The organism is Brevundimonas sp. GN22 (assembly GCF_054824005.1).
Genome location: NZ_JSYD01000003.1, coordinates 1 through 19,153, shown reverse-complemented (window position 1 = coordinate 19,153; position 19,153 = coordinate 1). Strand labels below are relative to the sequence as shown.

Here is a 19,153-nt window from a genome sequence, read left to right as displayed (position 1 = left end):
AGTGGGTATGGCCGAGGCCGACATCGCCGCCGACATCGCCTATGTGGCCACGGCTGGTGCCGCGGGTCTGGCGCTCGCGGTCAGTGCATGGGCCGCCCGCCTGCATCGCAGTATCAAACGCCGCGAACAGGCTGTTGAAGAACAGGCCACCCACGCCTTGATCCAGTCCGCCGCCTGTGCGGGCGCACTGAACGCCTTTGATGATCTGCGACTTGCCCTGTCGCCAGAAGGGTCTGTGCGAGCGATCTATGGCCCCCGGGAGCCACTGTTCCATCTGGTGGAGCAGCCCCTCCCGAACGGGGGGCAACCGAGCGAGGAGGCCGTTCGGACCGCTGCGGACCAGCTTACCGCCCGCCTAAAACGCCTGCATCCCAACCGCATGATCGCCCTTCTGCATGAGGGCGAGGGTTTCGAAACCGTGATCGAGTCCGGTGAAGGCTCCTGGGCTGTCGAAGGACGCGCTCTGGGGGGCGGGGCATGGGTGCGCCTGTCCAAGGTCACCCACGCCATCGGCATGGAGGCCGGTCCGGGCGTTCTGGCCGAGCAGTCGCCATCGCCTACATGGGTGGTGGACGGCTCGGGCAAGCTGGTCTGGGCGAACGGTGCGTGGCTGCACGAAACCCGCTGCGACAGTCTGCAAGGCGCGCGCGACAACGGCATCAGCTTTGATCGCGGCGCCGACGCCATCGTCGCGGAGGCCGTACGCCTGAACAGCCGTCAGGAAGGCTTCCGCTGGATTTCGTCCGATGGCCGACGCCGCGCATGGAAGATCACGGCAGAGCCGCTGATCGGCGGGCGAGGGGCGGTTATCGCCTTCGCCATCGACATGACCGAGGCCGAAGAGACGCGCGACACCCTGCGCCGTCACGTTGAAGCCCATGACGAGACGCTGAACCACCTTGCCGATGCCGTGGCCATCTTCGGTCCGGCCAAGCGTCTGGCCTTCCACAACACCGCCTTCCAGCAGTTGTTCAATATCGATGCTGCATGGCTGGACGAACGCCCGACGCATGGCGAGCTTCTGGATCGCCTGCGCCAGCGCCGCCTGTTGCCCGAAGTGGTCGATTACGCCCAGTGGAAAGCTCACGAGCTGGAATTCTATGGCGCAGCCCAGGCCTCGCCCGACGATACGTGGCGCCTGCCCGACGGTCGGACCCTGCGCGTCGTCCGCCAGCCGCACCCGCTGGGCGGCATCCTGCTGATCTTCTCGGACATCACCGACGAGTTGAACCTGCGCAGCCGCTACAATGCGCAAATTCAGGTCCAGATGGCGACGCTGGACAAGCTGTCGGACGCCGTGGCGGTGTTCGGCTCCGACAGTCGCCTTCGTCTGCGTAACGATGCCTTCGAGGCGTTCTGGAACCTGTCTAAGGAAAAGCTGGACAATGCGCAGGACTTTGACGACGTGGCACAACTGTGCCGCGCCCTCCTACCGGACAATGCGCTGTGGATGGGGCTAAAGGCGCGCGTGGCCGATCCCGACCCGGAGAGCCGTATCCCCGTCTCGGGCGAGGGCCGTACGCAAGACGGCAGGTTCGTGGTGTGGAAGACCCGGCCTTTGCCTGACGGTGCTACCCTGGTGGCATTCGGCGACGAGACGGCACGCCGTGGACTGGAGCAGGCTCTGGCCGAGAAGGAGGCCGCGCTGGCCGAAAGTCAGGCTCTTAAGCGTGAGTTCGTCGGTAGCGTTTCGTATGAACTACGAACACCGCTGACGACTATCGTCGGTTATTCCGAACTGCTCGAGGCCATGGGCGATATGCCGGAGCGCAGCCGCCAGCACGCTGGAGCAATCCGCGTTGCGGCCAGCCATCTGGCGCGCTCTATCGACGATGTTCTCGACATGGCCCAGATCGACGCCGGTGAAATGGAACTGGTGCTCGGCGATGTGCGCCTCGGAGACCTGCTTTCGCAACTCTGCCAGACGATCCGTCCCAAGATCGAAGGTCGCGGTGCCCGACTGGAACTGACCCTGCCTGACGAGCTGCCCATCCTGCGAGCGGACGAGCATCGCGTGGGGCAGGCGGTTGATCACCTGCTGGAAAATGCTTGTCGTGCTGTGTCGGACGGCGGCGTGGTCGAACTGGCTGTAGTGGCATCACCGCAAGAGGTGCAAATTCGTGTCAGCGACACCGGGCGCGGCATTCCCTTCCACCTACAGGCCCACGTATTCGACCGGTTCGTACGGCGCGAGCGCGGCGGGCCGGGCGTGGCATTGGCGCTGGTCAAGGCGCTGGTGGAGTTGCACGGCGGAACTGCCGAAGTGGAGTCGGCACCCGGGAAGGGCGCGACCTTCATCCTGCGCCTTCCGACCAAGGCCCAAAGTTCGGCAGCCATACCGGAACTGATTTTAGACTGACTTCGTGCTACAGGGCCGGTCCAAGACATTAGGAACCTCTGCCCCCATGGCCGAAAACGCCCCGCTGAAAACTGCCCTGATCTATGATTTCGATGGCACCCTTGCCCGTGGAAACATGCAGGAGGTCAGCTTCATCCCGTCCGTGGGCATGGACATTGGCGCGTTCTGGGGAGAGGCCGAGGCCCTGACCAAGTCGGCCGATGCCGACGGTATCCTGATGTATATGCAGCTTATGCTGCAGCACGCCCGCGCCAAGGGCATTTCCATCACCCGCGAGATGCTGAGCGATCACGGCAAGGACGTCGCCCTGTTCGAGGGGCTTCGCGATCTGTCCTGGTTTGACCGCATCAACGCCTTCGGTGCCAAGTACAACCTCGAGATCGAGCACTACATCATCTCGGCAGGCCTCGAGGAAATGATCGACGGCACGCCGATCCGTCCCGCTCTCAAGCACGTCTTCGCCAGCCACTATGTCTATGACGACAAAGGCGAGGCCGCGTGGCCGGCGGTAGGTGTGAACTATACCACCAAGACCCAGTACCTGTTCCGCATCAACAAGGGCGTGAACAACCATTGGGAACACGAGCGGGTAAACCACTTCATTCCTGACGAGGATCGCCCGATCCCGTTCGACCGTATGATCTTCCTCGGTGATGGTGACACCGATGTGCCGACCATGAAGATGATGCACACCAAGGGTGGTTTCTCGATCGCCGTCTATGACCCGCGCTCGAACGAGAAGGACCAGAAGAAGGTCTATTCGCTCATTTCGGAAGACCGCGTGAACTTTGTGGCCGCCGCCGACTATAGCGAGGGCTCGGCTCTGGACCTGATCGTCAAGGGCCTGGTGGGCCGCATCGCGATCAACTCGGGCACCATGCCCGCCGGTATCTGACGCGCCCTAGCGGCGGTTATAGACGTCCCGCGCGCGGCTCAGTCGCGCCGGGACAAGTCCACGTAAATCGTGGCTGCGCACGATCTCGAAGCTGACCTCGGCTCCCTTGGCCTGCGCTACCTTTACGTCCATCGCCAGTCCGCGCGCGTGATCGACCACGATCATCGCGCCCGATACGCCCGTCCCGCGCTCCAGCGCCACCTCAAGCCGCTTGTCCGACGCCGCCTTCAGCCTGCAAGGCAGGTCCATTTGCCCCGTCATCACGGTACCGCGGCCGGAAATAGGCTTTAGAGACGATGCGCTTTCGCCGCGTTTGAACAAACCGAACACAACAACAAACCTGACACAGCCCGCAGAGGCAGGCGATTACTGGAGCTCATCCTATCAGGTGGTATGGTTCATCGCGATGGCAACAACACGGCGTCGGGTATCAAGATCAACCGTCATATCGGCCCTGATGCCCCCCTGCATCATCCATAGGGTCAATCGCTGGAAGTGGGCCACAAAGCGAGCCAGCGCCCCGCGCCGTCCGGCCGGAATATATTCCACGCCCAAAAGCCCGGCCTCCTGTTCACAGCGCCAGTCCAGCACCGTGTCGAAGTCGGGCGCTCTCAAATACACCAAAGCCTCCAACCTTTGATGCAGCGCGGCATAAGCGGTTGATAACTCTTGATTCACAGTCTCGCGCCAGTGGAGCAGAACGTCTGCCTCCGCTTCGAGTGTGTTCACCGGATCAGCCAGCCGTGCCTCTGGCTCGGGCAGGACTCCAAGGCACCATCCTTCCAGAATGACAAAGCGCGGACGCCCCTTGAACACCGGCCATTGGTCAATGGGGAGGCGCTCGTCGGCCAGCTTGTCAAACGCGGGCAGGGGGGTCTCGCTGTTCTCCGAGGCATCGAGCAAAGCGTCCAATACACGACCCAAAAGTTCCAGATCGTGCGTACCCGGCACACCTCGCGTGTGAAACAGGGGGTGGACCCTGCGGGCCAACTCGACCCGCTCCTCACGCATCAGATAGGCGTCGTCGAGCGAAAGACTGACACCCCCATACGTTTTGGCCAGATGCGCCGCGAGGGTGGATTTGCCCGATCCCTGACTGCCGGCGATCCCGAATATAACGGGATGGTCGGGCCTTAGGCGGGATAAAAGAAAACCCCCGACGGCCTCAGGCAATCGGGGGTCTATCATCTTAGTGCTGATTTTCCGGAAGCCGGACAATCAAGCCGTCCAGATCATCACTAACGCGGATCTGGCAGGAAAGGCGGCTGTTAGGCTGCACGTTCTCGGCGAAGTCTAGCATCGACTCTTCCATCGCCGACGGGCGGCCCGTCACATCCAGAAACTCTTCGTCGACATAGCAGTGGCAAGTTGCGCAAGCGCAGGCCCCACCGCAGTCGGCGTCGATACCCGGAATGTTGTTCCGGACAGCGCCTTCCATGACAGAAAGGCCGTTCTTGACCTCGATCTCATGCTCGCGGCCATCGAACTCGATGTATTTGATCTTTGCCACGGGGAAGGCTTAGCGCCCGCTTACGCGGACGCTTTTTCCTTTTTACGCGACGGAGCGACCATCAGCTTCTTGGTCTCGGCAATAGCCTTGGCAGGGTTCAGACCCTTCGGGCACACCTGAGCGCAGTTCATGATGGTGTGGCAGCGGTACAGCTTGAACGGGTCTTCCAGATCGTCGAGGCGCTTCTGGGTGGCGTCGTCGCGGCTGTCCGAGATCCAGCGGTAGGCACCCAGAAGGGCTGCCGGACCGATGTACTCTTCCTGGTTCCACCAGTAGCTCGGGCACGAGGTCGAGCAGCAGGCGCACAGGATGCACTCGTACAGACCGTCGAGCTTTTCGCGCTCTTCCGGCGTCTGCAGGCGTTCTTTTTCCGGATCCGGAACGTCCGACTGCAGGTACGGCTGGATAGAGTCGTACTGGGCGTAGAACAGCGACAGGTCGGTCACCAGATCCTTCACGACCGGCTGGTGCGGCAGCGGAGCAATGGTGATGTTGTGCGACTTGCACTCGTCCCAGCCCTTGGTGCAGGCGAGGGTGTTCGAGCCGTCGATGTTCATCGAGCACGAACCGCAGATGCCTTCACGGCACGAACGGCGGAACGACAGGGTCGGGTCGATCGTGTTCTTGATGTGGATCAGGGCGTCCAGCAGCATCGGGCCGTGGTCGTCCGAAGACACTTCATAGGTGTCCCAACGCGGATCGGCGTCCACTTCGGGATCGTAACGATAGACCTTGTACGACTTGACGTTCTTCGCGCCAGCCGGAGCCTTGTGGACCTTGCCGGTGGTCGGCTTGGAGCCGCGCGGGAGGTTGAGTTGAACCATGTTTCAAATCCTCCTTAGTACACGCGTGCCTTGGGCTCGATGTACGAGACCTCGTCCGACATGGTGTAGTTGTGAACCGGACGGTAATCGATCTGGACGCCTTCGCCCGGACGCTTCCACGCCAGGGTGTGCTTCATCCAGTTGGTGTCGTCGCGATCCGGGAAGTCTTCACGGGCGTGAGCGCCGCGGGACTCGGTACGGTTGGCAGCGCCCTCGATGGTGACCATAGCCTGAGAAATCAGGTTGTCGTACTCGAGGGTTTCCATCAGGTCGGTGTTCCAGATCAGGCCACGGTCCGTGGTCTTGATGTCCGAACCCGCTGCGTCGATGGCGCGCAGCTTCTGAACGCCCTCTTCCAGCGTCTTGCCGGTACGGAACACGGCGGCGTCCGACTGCATGGCGCGCTGCATCGACAGACGCAGTTCCGACGTCGGGGTCGAACCCGAAGCGTAACGGAAGCGGTCGAAGCGAGCCATGTGGGCGTCGATCTGCGACTTCGGAGCGGCTTGAACCGGCGCTGCCTTGTCGACGACTTCGCCGCAACGCAGGCCAACAGCGCGGCCGAATACCACGAGGTCGGTCAGCGAGTTCGAACCCAGACGGTTTGCACCGTGAACCGAGACGCAAGCCGCTTCGCCCACTGCCATCAGGCCCGGGACAACGCTGTCCGGATTGCCGTCGCGCAGGGTCAGCACTTCGCCGTGATAGTTGGTCGGGATACCGCCCATGTTGTAGTGAACGGTCGGCAGAACCGGGATCGGCTCCTTGGTCACGTCCACGCCAGCAAAGATCTTGGCGCTTTCCGAGATACCCGGCAGGCGCTGATGCAGGATGGCCGGATCGAGGTGATCGAGGTGCAGGTAGATGTGGTCCTTGTTCGGGCCAACACCACGACCTTCGCGGATCTCGATGGTCATCGAGCGCGAGACCATGTCACGCGGAGCAAGGTCCTTCACGGTCGGCGCATAGCGCTCCATGAAGCGCTCGCCTTCCGAGTTGGTCAGGTAACCACCTTCGCCACGAGCACCTTCGGTGATCAGGCAGCCGGCACCGTAGATGCCGGTCGGGTGGAACTGGACGAATTCCATGTCCTGCAGCGGCAGGCCGGCGCGCAGCACCATTGCGTTACCGTCGCCCGTGCAGGTGTGGGCCGAGGTTGCCGAGAAGTAGGCACGACCGTAACCGCCGGTGGCCAGAACGACCATCTTGGCGCGGAACTGGTGCATCTGGCCGTTGTCGAGCTGCAGGGCGGTGACGCCGGTGCAGGTGCCGTCTTGCATGATCAGGTCGAGAGCGAAGTACTCGACGAAGAACTCGACCTCGCGACGGACCGACTGGCCGTACAGGGTGTGCAGGATGGCGTGGCCGGTGCGGTCGGCGGCGGCGCAGGTGCGCTGAACCGGACCTTCACCGAAGTTACGGGTCATACCGCCGAAGGCGCGCTGGTAGATCTTGCCTTCGTCGGTACGCGAGAAAGGCACACCCCAGTGTTCCAGCTCGTAAACGGCCTTGGGCGCGTTACGAACGAGGTATTCGATGGCGTCCTGGTCACCCAGCCAGTCCGAACCCTTGACGGTGTCGTACATGTGCCATTGCCAGGAGTCTTCGCCCATGTTGCCAAGCGAAGCCGAGATGCCGCCTTGGGCAGCCACGGTGTGCGAGCGGGTTGGGAAGACCTTGGTGACGCAGGCGACCTTCAGGCCCTGCTGGGCGGCGCCGAGTGCAGCGCGCAGGCCCGAGCCACCCGCGCCGACGACAACGACGTCGTATTCGTGATCGATAAGCTCGTAAGCAGCCATGGTCGATTAAGCTCCTGCGGCCAGCGCTGCGGCGGCACGCACGATGAAGAACACGCTGGCAGCAGCCAGCACAACGAAGACGATCAGGGCAACGAGGCTCAGCGACTTGCGCGACGACGGCGCAGGTACGTAGTCCTCGATGATCACCTTCCAGGCGAGATAGGCAAAGCCGAAGAAGGCCAGCGCGGTGACGATGGCAAGGCCGACATTCAGCTTATTGGCGAACCATGCACCCACAGCGGCAGCATCGGCACCGGCAAGGGTGAAGCCCGTCGAGGCAAGCCAGACCGACAGCGGCATAAGAAGTAGCAGAAGCGCTTTTTCGAGCTTCCACTCACCGGCGCCGTGACGCTCGGAGATCTTCACATTGTTTTTGAACTTAGGTGCAGCGCTCACAGCGAAACCTTCTCCGTAGCGAACAGGGCGACCCAGAACAGGACGGCCAGAACCAGCGGACCCCAGACGGCAATGCGCGACAGCAGGTTGGCCGACTTGACGGTCAGGCCATGGCCGAAGTCGTTGATCAGGTGGCGCGCGCCGTTCAGCAGGAACGAGAACAACACCAGCGTCAGACCGAAGCCGACGATCAGGCCCAGCGGCGAGGCGAGGCACGCGGCAAGCTTATTGTAAGCCTCCGCACCGTTCGAGGCGACGGCGGCCCAGCCCAGCAGCAGGATAGCACCGACCGTGGCCGCGCCGATCGTGACGCGGAACAGGATCGAGGCCACCATGGTGATGTGCCAGCGCCAGATCGAGGTGAAGGGCGACATGGGCGTTACGTGCCCGTTGGGGTGGCGGACGTAGCGGCCGGTACGGTCGCCGGGGGTGCCACCCGCTGCCTGATGGTTCGACATGCGAATGATTCTCAAAAAACCTGTGGAAATTCAGGGTCAGACTGTTGCAAAGGCTTTTGTGCCGTGCAGCAGGCGATGTCAACGAACCCACGCCCTTAGTCGGGTTATTAAGTCCGTCAGGCGGTAAGTTGGTGCGATTTGACCGTCTCGATACGCTTTTCGAGGACTGGCGGTTCGCAGGCGACGGTGCCGGGTCGGCCCCAGACGGGATCGGGCCAAAGCGGATCGTGACGATACCGTCCCACAACGTGGACGTGTAGTTGCGCGGTCACATTTCCGAGAGCGGCGGTGTTGATCTTGTCGACCCGCGCTCCCTCCGCGGCAGCCATCTCCGCGATCAGGTCGCCAGCCTGCACGGCTTCTTCCATCAGCCAGGCCCGTTGCACGGCATCCAGATCGGACAGCTCCACTGCCCCTTCCACGCGCGGAAGAAGGATCAGCCAGCAGAAACGTCCGTCATTCTGGAGACGCACCTGACACAAGGGCCAGTCGGTGACGTGGATCGACGCCGCCTCGAAAGCTGGATCAGCGCGAAAAGCCTCGGCAGGGATCATGGATCAGACCTCGTTAAACCACCTTAGCCGATAGGCCTGAACGGCCGTTTTGGCCACATGCGTCGTGAGACGCCAGTTCGCGACCGCTCCGACCGGGGCTCCGATGACAGGCATCAGTTGCAGTAGCTTGGCCAGATCGAGGTAGTCACGGTACTCAAGCTGGAACTTCCGCCAGTCGATCTCGATAGCTTCGCCTTCCATTTCGGGCGCGCTGGCCTCCAGCGCGGCCAGCGCTGCGGGGCGCTGCCGCGCGCTTGAAAACGCCAGATGGAAGATGCGCAGGATAAACAGACGCTCGGCCGGATTACGACTGTCGAATCCATAGGCCGCGCAGATCTCGAACAGCATCTTGATCTTGATCGCCATCAGCGCGGGCAAATCGGCAGCCGCCAGCACAAATCCACCTGCACCAGCCACGGCACCTTCTACGCTGGCGGTGCTGCGATAGACCTTCATTAACTGGTAGATGGCCTTTTCGCGCTCTTCGAGAGTGCCCGCGGTACGTGGCCCACCGGCAATCCAGCCCGATCCGGTCATTATGGCCTTGGTCATCTGCTTCATCACCGCCGTGACCGCCTTATGGACAGGCTCTGGAATGATGTTGTTGATCTTATCCTGCGTGGCACGCGTAGAACGATCCCACACCCCCGGACGGCGATGTTGGCGGGTTCGCCATGCCAAGGCCTGAGTTAAAGCCTTGTTTTCATATGCGGTCGGTTCGGACTGGGGGTTCATAAGCAAAGCTACCTGATGGCTGGACTAAGTGTTGAAGACCAAAGCCCAAACGCGGGAGACTTGCTCCCGCTCCCACACGGGTCTAGACCGCCCGCCATCGAATAGTGTTTCGCACACGCAACATCGACTGGAGAGACCTTAAATGGCTCGCGCAAAGATTGCCCTTATCGGCGCCGGTATGATCGGCGGCACCCTTGCCCACATCGCAGCTCGCGAAGCTCTGGGCGACGTCGTTCTGTTCGACATCGCTGAAGGCACCCCGCAAGGTAAAGGTCTGGACATCGCCGAAGCTTCGGCCGTCTTCGGTCAAGACGTCGCCCTGAAGGGCGCAAACGACTACGCCGACATCGCTGGCGCAGACGTCTGCATCGTCACCGCCGGTGTTCCGCGTAAGCCGGGCATGAGCCGCGACGACCTGATCGGCATCAACCTCAAGGTCATGAAGGCCGTGGGTGAAGGCATCAAGCAATACGCTCCGAATGCCTTCGTGATCTGCATCACCAACCCGCTGGACGCCATGGTCTGGGCTCTGCAGAAATTCTCGGGCCTGCCGAAAGAGAAAGTCGTCGGCATGGCTGGCGTTCTGGACTCGGCCCGTTTCGCCTACTTCCTGGCTGAAAAGACCGGCGTTTCGATCCAGGACATCCACGCCTGGACCCTGGGCGGTCACGGCGACGACATGGTCCCGATGGTGCGTCACTCGACCGTTGGCGGTCTGCCGCTGCCGGACGCTGTGGCTGCTGGCTTCCTGTCGCAAGCTGATCTGGACGCTATCGTCGAGCGCACCCGCAAGGGCGGCGGCGAGATCGTTGCCCTGCTGAAGACCGGCTCGGCCTTCTACGCTCCGGCTGAATCGGCCATCGCCATGGCCCGTTCGTACCTGCTGGACCAAAAGCGCGTTCTGCCGTCGGCTGTCTACGTCAACGGCGAATACGGTCTGAAGGACCTGTACGTCGGCGTTCCGGCCATGATCGGTGCCAACGGCGTCGAGAAGATCGTCGAGTTCACCACCAACGAAGAAGAGAAGGCCATGCTGGCTACCTCGGTCGCTTCGGTGAACGGCCTGATCGAAGCCTGTAAGGCTGCCGATCCTTCGCTGGCTTAGTACTGGCCCGCTGCGCGGGCGAAGCGAGAGATCGCCACCGCTCGCGACGCGGTCGCTCACTGCTTGAGCGATCTCGCGCTGCATAAGTTTAAGGGCCGATCCATTGATGGGGCGGCCCTTTTTCTTTGTTGGTTTAGTGCGCTTTGAGAGCCTCGGGCTCGTTCTCCAGCCAGCTTTGGCTGCGCATTTCGTTGAGGCGCGAGACGGTACGTTCGAACTCGAAGGCGCCGTCGCCCTCGGGGTAGAGGACCTCGGGCTCGGCGTCCGCCAGAACCACCAGACGGGTCTTGGCTTCGTAAAGGGCGTCGATCAGCGTCACGAGGCGGCGGGCCTCTTGTCTGTTGTTCGGACCAAGCGTGGGCACGTTCTCGAGGAAGAGCGTGTGGAAACGCTTGGCGATGGCCAGATAATCCTGCGGCCCCAGTGGCTTACCGCACAGATCATCAAACTTGGCGCGGGCCATTCCGCCGACCGTGCGGTCCACCGTCACTTCACGGCCCAATACTGTCAGCGAGGTCGGCTCTTCCGGCTCGCCGCCTTTCAGATCGGACCACAGCAACTCGAAGGCCGCAACGGCTCCCTCGGCCCCCGTGGAGAACCAGACCTTATCACCCGCCAGACGATCAAGTCGAAAATCGCGCGCGCCTGCCGTTTCGACGACGACCGTTTTTTCGCGCAGCATGTCGATGAATGGCAGGAAGAGCTGGCGATTGATGCCGTTCTTATAGAGGTCTTCGGGCGCACGGTTCGACGTGATGGCCAGAACGACCTTCTTTTCAAACAGGGCGTCGAACAAACGACCAAGGATCATGGCGTCGGCAATATCGGTGACCTGTAGCTCGTCGAAGCAAAGCAGGCGCGCCTCCGAGGCGATCAGCGCAGCGACGGGCGGAATGGGGTCATCGCCCTTGTGTACGCCGAACACGGCCTTGCGCTGGATCTTGTCGCCCTCGCGCCATTGCCGCACCAGATCGTGGACGCGGGCCATGAAGGCGTGGAAGTGGGCGCGGACTTTGCGCTGCTCCGGAATGGCCGAATAGAACAGGTCCATCAGCATGGATTTACCGCGTCCGGGCGGGCCCCAGATGTAGATGCCGCGCACAGCGGGCACCTTGCCGAACAGGCCGCGCTGGGACAGATCGTCTTCCAGTCGCTCCAGTTCCGCGATCAGGCCGAGCTGCGCCGGATCGGGGTTGATGACGCCTTCTTCGACGCGGATGTCATAGGCATTACGGATGCGGGAGGTCATGCCAGACGGGATAGTCCGACCGACGCGTTCAGGGAAGCACCAGCGGGCCTAAACAGAGGTCTTAGATATTTTTGGTTGCTTCGCAGGTGCGAAAGCACCACATGCAAAAGCTCATTCTTTCACACACCCATATAGAAGGTTGATTTCACCATGGGCTATCGCGTCGCCATCGTAGGCGCCACCGGCAATGTCGGTCGGGAAATGCTGGCCATTCTCGAGGAGCTGAACTTCCCCGTCGAGAAAATGCACGCGATTGCCTCACGAAAATCGAAAGGCATGGAAGTCGCTTGGGGCGACAAGACCATCCTGTGTCAAGACATCGAACAATTCGACTTCTCGACCGTCGACATCGTGCTGATGTCGGCAGGCGGCGACGTCTCGCGCGCATGGTCGGAAAAGATCGGCAAGCTGGGTCCGGTGGTCATCGATAACTCGTCGGCCTTCCGCAAGGACCCCGACGTGCCGCTGATCGTGCCGGAAGTGAACCCGGACGCGGTCAAGCTGGTCAAGAAGAAGAACATCGTCGCCAACCCGAACTGCTCCACCGCACAGCTGGTGGTGGCTTTGAAGCCGCTGCACGACGCCGCCAAGATCAAGCGCGCTGTCGTCTCGACCTATCAGTCGGTTTCGGGCGCAGGCAAAGAAGGCATGGACGAACTGTGGAACCAGACCAAGGCCATCTACGGCCTCGGCGACGCCACCCCCAAGAAGTTCCCCAAGCAGATCGCCTTTAACGTCCTGCCTTACATCGGCTCGTTCCGCGACGACGGTTACACCGACGAAGAAGCGAAGATGTGGGACGAGACCCACAAGATGCTCGATCCGAACATCAAGCTGACCGTCACCTGCGTGCGCGTTCCGGTGTTCGTGGGTCACTCCGAAGCTGTCACCGTCGAGTTCGATCGCCCGATCGAGCCGGACGAAGCCCGCGACATCCTGCGTGAGGCACCGGGTGTTCTGGTCGTCGATAAGCTGGAACACGACGGCTACATCACCCCCGTGGACGCTGCTGGCGAACACGCCGTGTTCGTCTCGCGTATCCGCAAGGACCACACGGTCGAGAATGGCCTGACCTTCTGGGTTGTCTCGGACAATCTGCGCAAGGGCGCGGCCCTCAATGCGGTGCAGATTGCACAGCTTCTGGACGAAACCGGAACGATCACGCCGAAGTCCGGCGTGCGGACCATGATCGTCTGATCCGACAACGCCCCGTGGTTCGCCACGGGGCGTTTTCCTTCTTCCTGATAGTCTTCGGTCTCCCCGCCCTAGGTGATTTGTGACCCCCACCCCAGCCTCTAATGAGACCCGCACCGCCTTTGCCGCCGGTGTGCTTTGCTACCTCTTCTGGGGCTTCATTCCGCTGGCCTTCCAGCAGATGGCCCATGCCGGTGCGACCTCGTGGGAAATCATGGCCCACCGTGCGGTGTGGGGTGTGGTCTGGGCCTTGCTGCTGGTGCTTCTGGCCAAGCAGGGCAGGCAGATCCTCAATGTCCTGCGCCAGCCCAAGGTCATGGGTTGGTTGACGTTGTCCGCCACGATCATCGCCGCGAACTGGATCACCTATATTCTGGCGGTGAATAGCGGGCGTACTCTTGACGCCTCGCTCGGCTATTACCTCAACCCGCTGCTGAACATGGCCGCAGGTGCCCTGATTTTCCGCGAGCGCATTAGCGGCGCAGGCAAGATCGCCATGGGACTGGCTGCGGTGGGCGTTGCGATCCAGACCGCCGCTCTGGGCCACGCCCCGTGGATTTCGATCGGTCTGGCCGTGACGTTCGCCGCCTACGGGATCATCCGCAAACGCGTTCAGGCCGACGCACAGACCGGATTGTTCATCGAATGTCTGATCCTTACCCTGCCGGGTCTTATTTACATGTTCTGGCTGGAGACATCAGGGCAGGGCCATTTCTTCACTTCGCCCCTGTCGACTACCTGGCTGCTTTTGGCCGGACCGGTCACGGTCATACCGTTGATGCTGTTCTCGTGGGCCGCGCGCCGTATCCCGTTGTCCAGCATGGGCTTTTTGCAGTTCCTTGCACCGACCATCGTCTTCTTCATCGGTATGTCCCAGGGTGAACCCCTGAGCGGACTACGGATTGCATCCTTCGTCTTTATCTGGGCGGCAGTGCTGGTGTTCATCTATGGGGCGGTGACTTCGGCCCGCCGTCGTAACGATGCGCCGGTGGCCACCGAGTTCGAACCGGGTCTGGTCGAAGAGGCGGACGACGTCGCTCCTCGTTAAGTGCAACCTGCGTTGAGTTCCGTCGGCATTCCGGACTAAGACAGACCTATGATCAGCCCTCGCGTCCTGCCCGTCCTCGCCTTGTCATCCATCCTGCTGGTAGGCGCGCCTGCCTGCGCAACCGCACAGGACGAGGTTATCCGCACGGCCCGGACCGAGCAGCCGTCGCTTGAGGCCCGCGAACAGCACAGCCTCAAGCCCTCGGTCACTTCGGCCCAGTTGTTCGATCAGGTGAGCGATACGCTGGATGCCGCAGCGGCGTCGTGGTCTTCGGGCGATATCGACGCGATCATGGGCCACTACACGGTCGATCAGCCGCTGCTGGTCCTCTATGGCGACGAGCCCCTGAAGGGCCCTGAGCCTGTCCGTGCATGGCTGGAGGCGCGCAAGGCCCGCGCTGGCGGCCTTGGCACAATGAACTACGAGTGGTTCGAGACGCTGCAACTGGACGACTACACCGCCGTCGCCTCGGGACGGATGATCGTGACGATCAATGGCCAGCATCACCGCGCACTGTTCACCCGCCTGCTTCGACGCTCGGTCGACGGGTGGCAGATCCTGCACGATCAAATCGCGCTGCCACCCGAAGCCTGAGCCGCGTCAGAACGCCTGATAAAGGGCGTTGACCAGACGCACCGCGCGGGGATCACCCAGAAGGTGCGGCGACTGGCGGTTCATGACATAGGCACCCGACACCTTGGCCTTGTCGTCAGCCCAGACCAGTGACCCGCCCCAGCCACAGTGGCCGAGCGCGTCGGGGTTGGGGCCGAAGATGTCGATCCCTTCATTGCGCATCAGACCCGCAGCCCAGCTCAGTGTGAACGGCAGGATTTTATCCGGTCCGTGAATGCGTTCCTGCGACAGGGCACCTAAGGTTTCCGCCGACAGGAAGGTTTCGCCTTTCAGGCGGCCATCATTAGCAATGATGGACAGGATGCGCGCCAGATCGGCACCCGAGGCGTGCATATTGGCCGACGGGATTTCAGCCCCCCGCCACTCGGCAGAGCCACGACCGCCGGGGGCCGCGCCCTTGTTCACGAAGGCAGCCATCTTCAGCTCGTCCAGCTTGCCGAGATTGGGCAGGCTGCTGGGGCGTTTCATCTCGGCGGCGCGATCATGCTCGCTGGCAGGCGTGCCGATCCAGAGGTCCAGCCCGAACGGCTCGCAGAAGTCTTCGCGCAAAGCCGTACCCATGGTGCGACCGTCCAGACGACGGAAGATTTCACCCGCCATCAGGCCAATCGAAATAGGGTGATAGCCGGAGGCAGTTCCCGGCTCCCACATCGGCTTTTGCGCCGCCAGACGTGCCACAACCGCAGGCGGGTCATACCAGATGGCCGGATCGACGGGCTCGTCAAAGCCCGGCAGGCCCGACTGGTGGCTCATCAACTGCCCGATGGTCAGGTGGTCCTTGCCGTTCTGGCCGAACTCGGGCCAGTGATCGATCACCTTGTCGTCGTAGGACAGTTTTCCCTGCTCGACGAGGCGGGCGATCATCAAGGCCATCACTGCCTTGCCGCTGGAGAAGATGGGGACCAGCGTCGTCTGGGTGAACGGTTTCTCGCCGGCGGTGTCGGCCGAACCGCCCCACAGGTCGATGACCGTCTCGCCTTCAATCGTAACCGAGAAGCGAGCGCCCACTTCGTTCAGCCCTTCTGAGGCATCGGTGAAGTTGGCAGCAAAGGCGTCTTTGACCGCAACAAAACGGTCTGGGCAGGTGCCGTGAATTTGAGGTGTCGTCATGGAAGTGTGTGTACTCCGGCTGGTCACCCAGGTCACGGGCGACGCTGATCTTCGCTTTGCTTTCGCACGCCTTCGAACTCGCTGCCCGCGCTCCATTGTGGCCAGTCGGAACTGTCGGCCAACTCGCGGCCAACCTCGTAGATCAGCTGCACGTCCGCTGCCGCGGCTTCATCGTCCAGTCCGGCATCCATTCGTCCTTGGGGGTATGGTAAGCCCCCGAGACATACTGTCGGCTGGCCTCGTTGTGACCGGTAAAGCCCGCAGCCGCGAAGAGCGCAGGGACCCCTGCACGCGCCAGAGGGAAGTGGTCCGAGCGGTAGAAGGCACCGGCCTGCGGTGCCGGATCGGGGATCAGACGGCGCCCCTCGCGCGTCGCATAGGGCAACAGGCGCGCGTCCAGATCGGACTTGCCCGCACCGATTACCACGATGTTCGGATCGATATCGTCACCCGGTAGTAGGCTGTCCATGTTGATGTTCGCAACAGTCTTTTCCAGCGGATAGACGGGATTGGCCGCGTAGTACTCTGCGCCCAGAAGGCCGGTTTCTTCGGCGGCCCACGAAATAAACACGACCGAGCGTGTCGGCTTTTCACCCTGCGCAAACAGGCGGGCGATCTCGAGCACTCCCGCAACGCCCGTCGCATTGTCCACGGCACCGTTATAGATATCGTCGCCGTCCTTGGGTGTCCCTCGGCCATAGGCGTCCCAGTGGGCACCAAACATAACGGTTTCGTCCGGACGCTCGGTTCCGGTGATACGGGCGATGACGTTGCGGGTCTGGATCCGGTCAGCCTTCTGGCCGAAGTCGATATTCATCGTCACGCCGTCCAGTTCGACGGGCCGGAAGTCGCGACTGCGGGCAGCCACCCGCAAGGTGTCCAGATCGAGCCCTGCCAGCTGCAGCAGCTTCTGCGTCGCTTCGCTAGAAATCCAGCCCTGAGCGGCGACGCGTTCCTTGTCCGGATCGGCACGGACGATATCGAGGTCCGGGGCTGTGGAAGACCCTGCCAGCGTCGACCACGGATAGCCGGCCCCTGCCGTGTCGTGGATCACAAGAACTCCGGCAGCACCCTGTGCGGCGGCTTCCTGGAACTTGTAGGGCCAGCGGCCATAGAAGGTCATGGCCTGCCCATCAAAGGTGTTGGCGACCGGATGGCCCTCGGGTGCCCCGAAGTCTGGATCATTGACGATGACCAGCAAGAGCTTGCCGCGCACATCGACGTCTTTGAAATCGTCCCACCCCCGCTCGGGAGCACTGACGCCATAGCCGGCAAACACGACCGGAGTATCGGTCAGGGTGATGCGGCTGACGGGACGGTCCGAACCCACAATGATCTCGTCTGCGCGCGCGAAGCTGACGGTGTGGTCACCGGCACGGGCGGTCAAAACGGCAGGGCCATCGGGCCCCGTGCGCGAGACTTCGGCCGTCTGGAACCATGATCCATCCGGACCGCCCGGCTCAAGTCCCAGTGCCTTGAACTGCTCCGCAATCCATTCGACCGTCAGCGTCTCGCCCGGGGTGCCCGGTGCCCGTCCCTCGAAGCGATCCGAAGCCAGTTCGCGCGTCAAAGCATTGAGCCGCTCCGGATCAACCTGCACCTGCGCCGACACGGCGGTCGAAGTCATAAGGACGGTAGCCAGAGCCAAGGCAGCGGGACGAAGCGACATCAACCATCTCCTGAGGGTATGAGAGCCATACGCTGCCCCAGTCCGGTCATAAATGTCGAGCTTTGATCAGGACTGCGCGTTCACAAGATAGCGTTGCACGCCTCGTGACGCGCGCACAGCGGACGCAAAACAGGCCTGAAGCAGATAGCCCCCTGTGGGCGCTTCCCAGTCCAGCATCTCGCCGCAGACAAATACGCCGGGCAGGGCATTGAGCATCAGTTCGCGGTTGTACTGGTCACGCCCGATCCCGCCTGCCGACGATATGGCCCGCTCAAGACCTCGCGGTGCTTTCAATCGCACGGGCACAGCCTTGATCAACTGTGCAAGCGCCATCGCCTCTTCGGGCAAGGGGCCTGCTTCGCGCATCAGCCCGATGAAGGCCGGATCGAGGTGCAGCGACTTGCGAAGGTGATTGGACAGGCTGTTCTTGCCGCGCGGCTTGTCCAGTCTGTTTGCCAATTGCGAGAGCGTCTGATCGGGACGCAGGTCGATGTGGACCATGACTTCGCCTTGCCTCGCGATGGCTTCGCGAACCACCGCGGATAACGCATAGACCGCGCCGCCCTCCAAACCGTAGCCCGATAGTATGGCCTCGCCGCGTGCCGTATGGCCACTGAAGGTGATGCCGATATTCTTCAGGGGGTGTCCGGCAAACCGTTCAACCAACAAGGGCGACCAATCGACCTCGAAGCCCACGTTCGCGGGCTGGAACGGGCGGACATCCACACCTTTGGCGTTCAGCCACGGGACCCAAGCCGCATCCGAGCCCAGCTTGACCCACGAGGCTCCGCCCAGCGCCAGTATGACCGCATCAGCCACAACCTCGCTGGAACCGTCCAGCTCGTCGAAGGCCAGCGCATCGCCGTGCCAACCTGTCCAGCGACTACGCGTTTTGATGGTGACGCCCTTCCGGGCCAGACGCGCCAGCCAAGCGCGCAGAAGTGGCGAGGCCTTCATCGCCTTGGGAAAGACCCGGCCCGAGGTTCCGATAAAGGTCTCGGCACCCAAGCCGTCCGCCCATGTACGCAGAGCCTGGGCATCGAAATCGTCCAGCCAGTCGGCGACCTGGGGCTGCGCTTCGCCGTAGCGCCGGTCAAACCGCTCGCGCGGTTCGCTGTGGGTGAGGTTCAGCCCCCCACGCCCCGCCATCAGGAATTTGCGCGCCACCGACGGCATCTGGTCGTGCACGGTCACGTCATGGCCCTGATCGGCCAGTTGCTCGGCCGCCATCAGACCAGCCGGTCCGGCACCGATAATGACCACGCGAGATGATGGGGGAGGAGTGGCGTTCATGCGCTCTTCCTAGACCGGATTGAATGGAAACGGCATAGTCCTGTGCATGAGCGTTGCCTTTACCCGCGAAGAAGATCTGGAAGCGACCGCCGCCGATCTGGTCGACCGCCCCGTTTCGACGCACCCCAACTGGGTGACCGCCGAAGGCTTGGCCCAAATCAACGCCGCCTTGGCAGAGGCGCGCGCAGCCTATGCCGCAGCGCAGGTGAACGGCTCTATCGAGGCTGACCGCACGGCCATGGCCCGCGCCACGCGTGACCTTCGCTACTGGTCGGCACGGCGCAGCACCGCCCAGCTTCTAGAGATCGCGCCCGAAGGCAAG

The 19,153-nt window shown here is 62.3% G+C and carries 19 protein-coding genes and 1 pseudogene; 7 read left to right on the top strand and 13 right to left on the bottom strand.

Annotated features, from left to right (window positions below; translation table 11 throughout):
- Nucleotides 1–7: 7 nt before the first annotated feature.
- Together OB03_RS00460 and OB03_RS00455 are read left to right on the top strand one after the other, a co-directional pair.
- A complete protein-coding gene (locus OB03_RS00460) occupies nt 8–2,359 on the top strand; it encodes a sensor histidine kinase (RefSeq protein WP_461342846.1) in 2,352 nt (783 codons plus the stop codon).
- A 46-nt stretch (nt 2,360–2,405) separates the two neighbouring features.
- Nucleotides 2,406–3,254 carry a haloacid dehalogenase-like hydrolase gene (locus OB03_RS00455; RefSeq protein WP_242912615.1) on the top strand — a complete coding sequence of 283 codons (849 nt, stop codon included), beginning with the start codon at nt 2,406–2,408 and terminating at the stop codon, nt 3,252–3,254.
- 6 nt (nt 3,255–3,260) lie between these two features.
- Here the strand turns inward: OB03_RS00455 and OB03_RS00450 are convergent, their stop codons facing one another.
- The 9 genes from OB03_RS00450 to OB03_RS00410 all read right to left on the bottom strand — a co-directional run bounded on the left by OB03_RS00450 (nt 3,261) and on the right by OB03_RS00410 (nt 9,530).
- Nucleotides 3,261–3,515: a hypothetical protein gene (locus tag OB03_RS00450; RefSeq protein ID WP_242912614.1), complete on the bottom strand. Its 255-nt coding sequence runs from the start codon at nt 3,513–3,515 to the stop codon at nt 3,261–3,263.
- A gap of 123 nt (nt 3,516–3,638) precedes the next feature.
- Nucleotides 3,639–4,472: a kinase gene (locus OB03_RS00445; RefSeq protein WP_461342845.1), complete on the bottom strand. Its 834-nt coding sequence runs from the start codon at nt 4,470–4,472 to the stop codon at nt 3,639–3,641.
- Nucleotides 4,444–4,764, bottom strand: a complete 321-nt coding sequence (locus OB03_RS00440) for a 2Fe-2S iron-sulfur cluster-binding protein (RefSeq protein WP_242912612.1) — start codon at nt 4,762–4,764, stop codon at nt 4,444–4,446. The genes OB03_RS00445 and OB03_RS00440 overlap by 29 nt, the downstream gene beginning before the upstream one ends.
- 20 nt (nt 4,765–4,784) lie before the next feature.
- Nucleotides 4,785–5,588 (bottom strand): succinate dehydrogenase iron-sulfur subunit, encoded by an 804-nt coding sequence (locus OB03_RS00435; protein ID WP_242912611.1) that lies wholly within the window; start codon nt 5,586–5,588, stop codon nt 4,785–4,787.
- A 14-nt stretch (nt 5,589–5,602) separates the two neighbouring features.
- Entirely contained in the window at nt 5,603–7,387 is a 1,785-nt protein-coding gene (gene sdhA, locus OB03_RS00430) for a succinate dehydrogenase flavoprotein subunit (RefSeq protein ID WP_242912610.1), read from the bottom strand.
- A gap of 6 nt (nt 7,388–7,393) precedes the next feature.
- Nucleotides 7,394–7,783 carry a succinate dehydrogenase/fumarate reductase transmembrane subunit gene (locus OB03_RS00425; protein ID WP_242912609.1) on the bottom strand — a complete coding sequence of 130 codons (390 nt, stop codon included), beginning with the start codon at nt 7,781–7,783 and terminating at the stop codon, nt 7,394–7,396.
- Entirely contained in the window at nt 7,780–8,157 is a 378-nt protein-coding gene (gene sdhC, locus OB03_RS00420; RefSeq protein ID WP_427846564.1) for a succinate dehydrogenase, cytochrome b556 subunit, read from the bottom strand. Before sdhC ends, OB03_RS00425 begins: the two co-directional genes overlap by 4 nt.
- 200 nt (nt 8,158–8,357) lie before the next feature.
- Nucleotides 8,358–8,795, bottom strand: a complete 438-nt coding sequence (locus OB03_RS00415; protein WP_461342844.1) for an HIT domain-containing protein — start codon at nt 8,793–8,795, stop codon at nt 8,358–8,360.
- A 3-nt stretch (nt 8,796–8,798) separates the two neighbouring features.
- Nucleotides 8,799–9,530 (bottom strand): EcsC family protein, encoded by a 732-nt coding sequence (locus tag OB03_RS00410; RefSeq protein ID WP_242912606.1) that lies wholly within the window; start codon nt 9,528–9,530, stop codon nt 8,799–8,801.
- 142 nt (nt 9,531–9,672) lie between these two features.
- Here OB03_RS00410 and mdh point away from each other — a divergent pair, with 142 nt between their 5' ends.
- On the top strand, nt 9,673–10,635 hold the full coding sequence (mdh, locus tag OB03_RS00405) for a malate dehydrogenase (RefSeq protein WP_242912605.1): 963 nt from the start codon (nt 9,673–9,675) through the stop codon (nt 10,633–10,635).
- 133 nt (nt 10,636–10,768) lie between these two features.
- On the opposite strand, the gene zapE is transcribed toward mdh, so the two are convergent.
- Nucleotides 10,769–11,884 (bottom strand): cell division protein ZapE, encoded by a 1,116-nt coding sequence (gene zapE, locus OB03_RS00400; protein ID WP_461342843.1) that lies wholly within the window; start codon nt 11,882–11,884, stop codon nt 10,769–10,771.
- A 150-nt stretch (nt 11,885–12,034) separates the two neighbouring features.
- Here zapE and OB03_RS00395 point away from each other — a divergent pair, with 150 nt between their 5' ends.
- From OB03_RS00395 to OB03_RS00385, 3 genes are all read left to right on the top strand, one after another.
- Nucleotides 12,035–13,081: an aspartate-semialdehyde dehydrogenase gene (locus OB03_RS00395; protein WP_242912603.1), complete on the top strand. Its 1,047-nt coding sequence runs from the start codon at nt 12,035–12,037 to the stop codon at nt 13,079–13,081.
- 79 nt (nt 13,082–13,160) lie between these two features.
- Nucleotides 13,161–14,126: an EamA family transporter RarD gene (gene rarD, locus OB03_RS00390; RefSeq protein WP_461342842.1), complete on the top strand. Its 966-nt coding sequence runs from the start codon at nt 13,161–13,163 to the stop codon at nt 14,124–14,126.
- A gap of 48 nt (nt 14,127–14,174) precedes the next feature.
- A complete protein-coding gene (locus OB03_RS00385) occupies nt 14,175–14,720 on the top strand; it encodes a YybH family protein (protein WP_242912601.1) in 546 nt (181 codons plus the stop codon).
- Nucleotides 14,721–14,726: 6 nt separating this feature from the next.
- Here OB03_RS00385 and OB03_RS00380 read toward each other — a convergent pair whose 3' ends face one another.
- The 3 genes from OB03_RS00380 to OB03_RS00370 all read right to left on the bottom strand — a co-directional run bounded on the left by OB03_RS00380 (nt 14,727) and on the right by OB03_RS00370 (nt 18,831).
- Complete coding sequence (locus OB03_RS00380) at nt 14,727–15,869, bottom strand: serine hydrolase domain-containing protein (protein WP_461342841.1); 1,143 nt, start codon at nt 15,867–15,869, stop codon at nt 14,727–14,729.
- A 142-nt stretch (nt 15,870–16,011) separates the two neighbouring features.
- On the bottom strand, nt 16,012–17,538 hold the full coding sequence (locus tag OB03_RS00375) for a M20/M25/M40 family metallo-hydrolase (RefSeq protein ID WP_461342840.1): 1,527 nt from the start codon (nt 17,536–17,538) through the stop codon (nt 16,012–16,014).
- A 66-nt stretch (nt 17,539–17,604) separates the two neighbouring features.
- Nucleotides 17,605–18,831, bottom strand: coding sequence for a TIGR03862 family flavoprotein (locus tag OB03_RS00370; RefSeq protein WP_242912598.1), 1,227 nt, complete (start codon nt 18,829–18,831; stop codon nt 17,605–17,607).
- A gap of 46 nt (nt 18,832–18,877) precedes the next feature.
- Here OB03_RS00370 and OB03_RS00365 point away from each other — a divergent pair.
- Nucleotides 18,878–19,153: pseudogene (locus OB03_RS00365) on the top strand (transcription elongation factor); the annotation flags it as partial.

Bases quoted from the DNA above. Each gene is read 5' to 3' on its own strand.
- OB03_RS00460 (WP_461342846.1), top strand. From the start codon at position 8: ATGGCCGAGGCCGACATCGCCGCCGACATCGCCTATGTGGCCACGGCT.
- OB03_RS00455 (WP_242912615.1), top strand. From the start codon at position 2,406: ATGGCCGAAAACGCCCCGCTGAAAACTGCCCTGATCTATGATTTCGAT.
- OB03_RS00450 (WP_242912614.1), bottom strand. From the start codon at position 3,515: ATGACGGGGCAAATGGACCTGCCTTGCAGGCTGAAGGCGGCGTCGGAC.
- OB03_RS00435 (WP_242912611.1), bottom strand. From the start codon at position 5,588: ATGGTTCAACTCAACCTCCCGCGCGGCTCCAAGCCGACCACCGGCAAG.
- sdhA (WP_242912610.1), bottom strand. From the start codon at position 7,387: ATGGCTGCTTACGAGCTTATCGATCACGAATACGACGTCGTTGTCGTC.
- sdhC (WP_427846564.1), bottom strand. From the start codon at position 8,157: ATGTCGCCCTTCACCTCGATCTGGCGCTGGCACATCACCATGGTGGCC.
- OB03_RS00415 (WP_461342844.1), bottom strand. From the start codon at position 8,795: ATGATCCCTGCCGAGGCTTTTCGCGCTGATCCAGCTTTCGAGGCGGCG.
- OB03_RS00410 (WP_242912606.1), bottom strand. From the start codon at position 9,530: ATGAACCCCCAGTCCGAACCGACCGCATATGAAAACAAGGCTTTAACT.
- mdh (WP_242912605.1), top strand. From the start codon at position 9,673: ATGGCTCGCGCAAAGATTGCCCTTATCGGCGCCGGTATGATCGGCGGC.
- zapE (WP_461342843.1), bottom strand. From the start codon at position 11,884: ATGACCTCCCGCATCCGTAATGCCTATGACATCCGCGTCGAAGAAGGC.
- OB03_RS00395 (WP_242912603.1), top strand. From the start codon at position 12,035: ATGGGCTATCGCGTCGCCATCGTAGGCGCCACCGGCAATGTCGGTCGG.
- OB03_RS00385 (WP_242912601.1), top strand. From the start codon at position 14,175: ATGATCAGCCCTCGCGTCCTGCCCGTCCTCGCCTTGTCATCCATCCTG.
- OB03_RS00380 (WP_461342841.1), bottom strand. From the start codon at position 15,869: ATGACGACACCTCAAATTCACGGCACCTGCCCAGACCGTTTTGTTGCG.
- OB03_RS00375 (WP_461342840.1), bottom strand. From the start codon at position 17,538: ATGTCGCTTCGTCCCGCTGCCTTGGCTCTGGCTACCGTCCTTATGACT.
- OB03_RS00370 (WP_242912598.1), bottom strand. From the start codon at position 18,831: ATGAACGCCACTCCTCCCCCATCATCTCGCGTGGTCATTATCGGTGCC.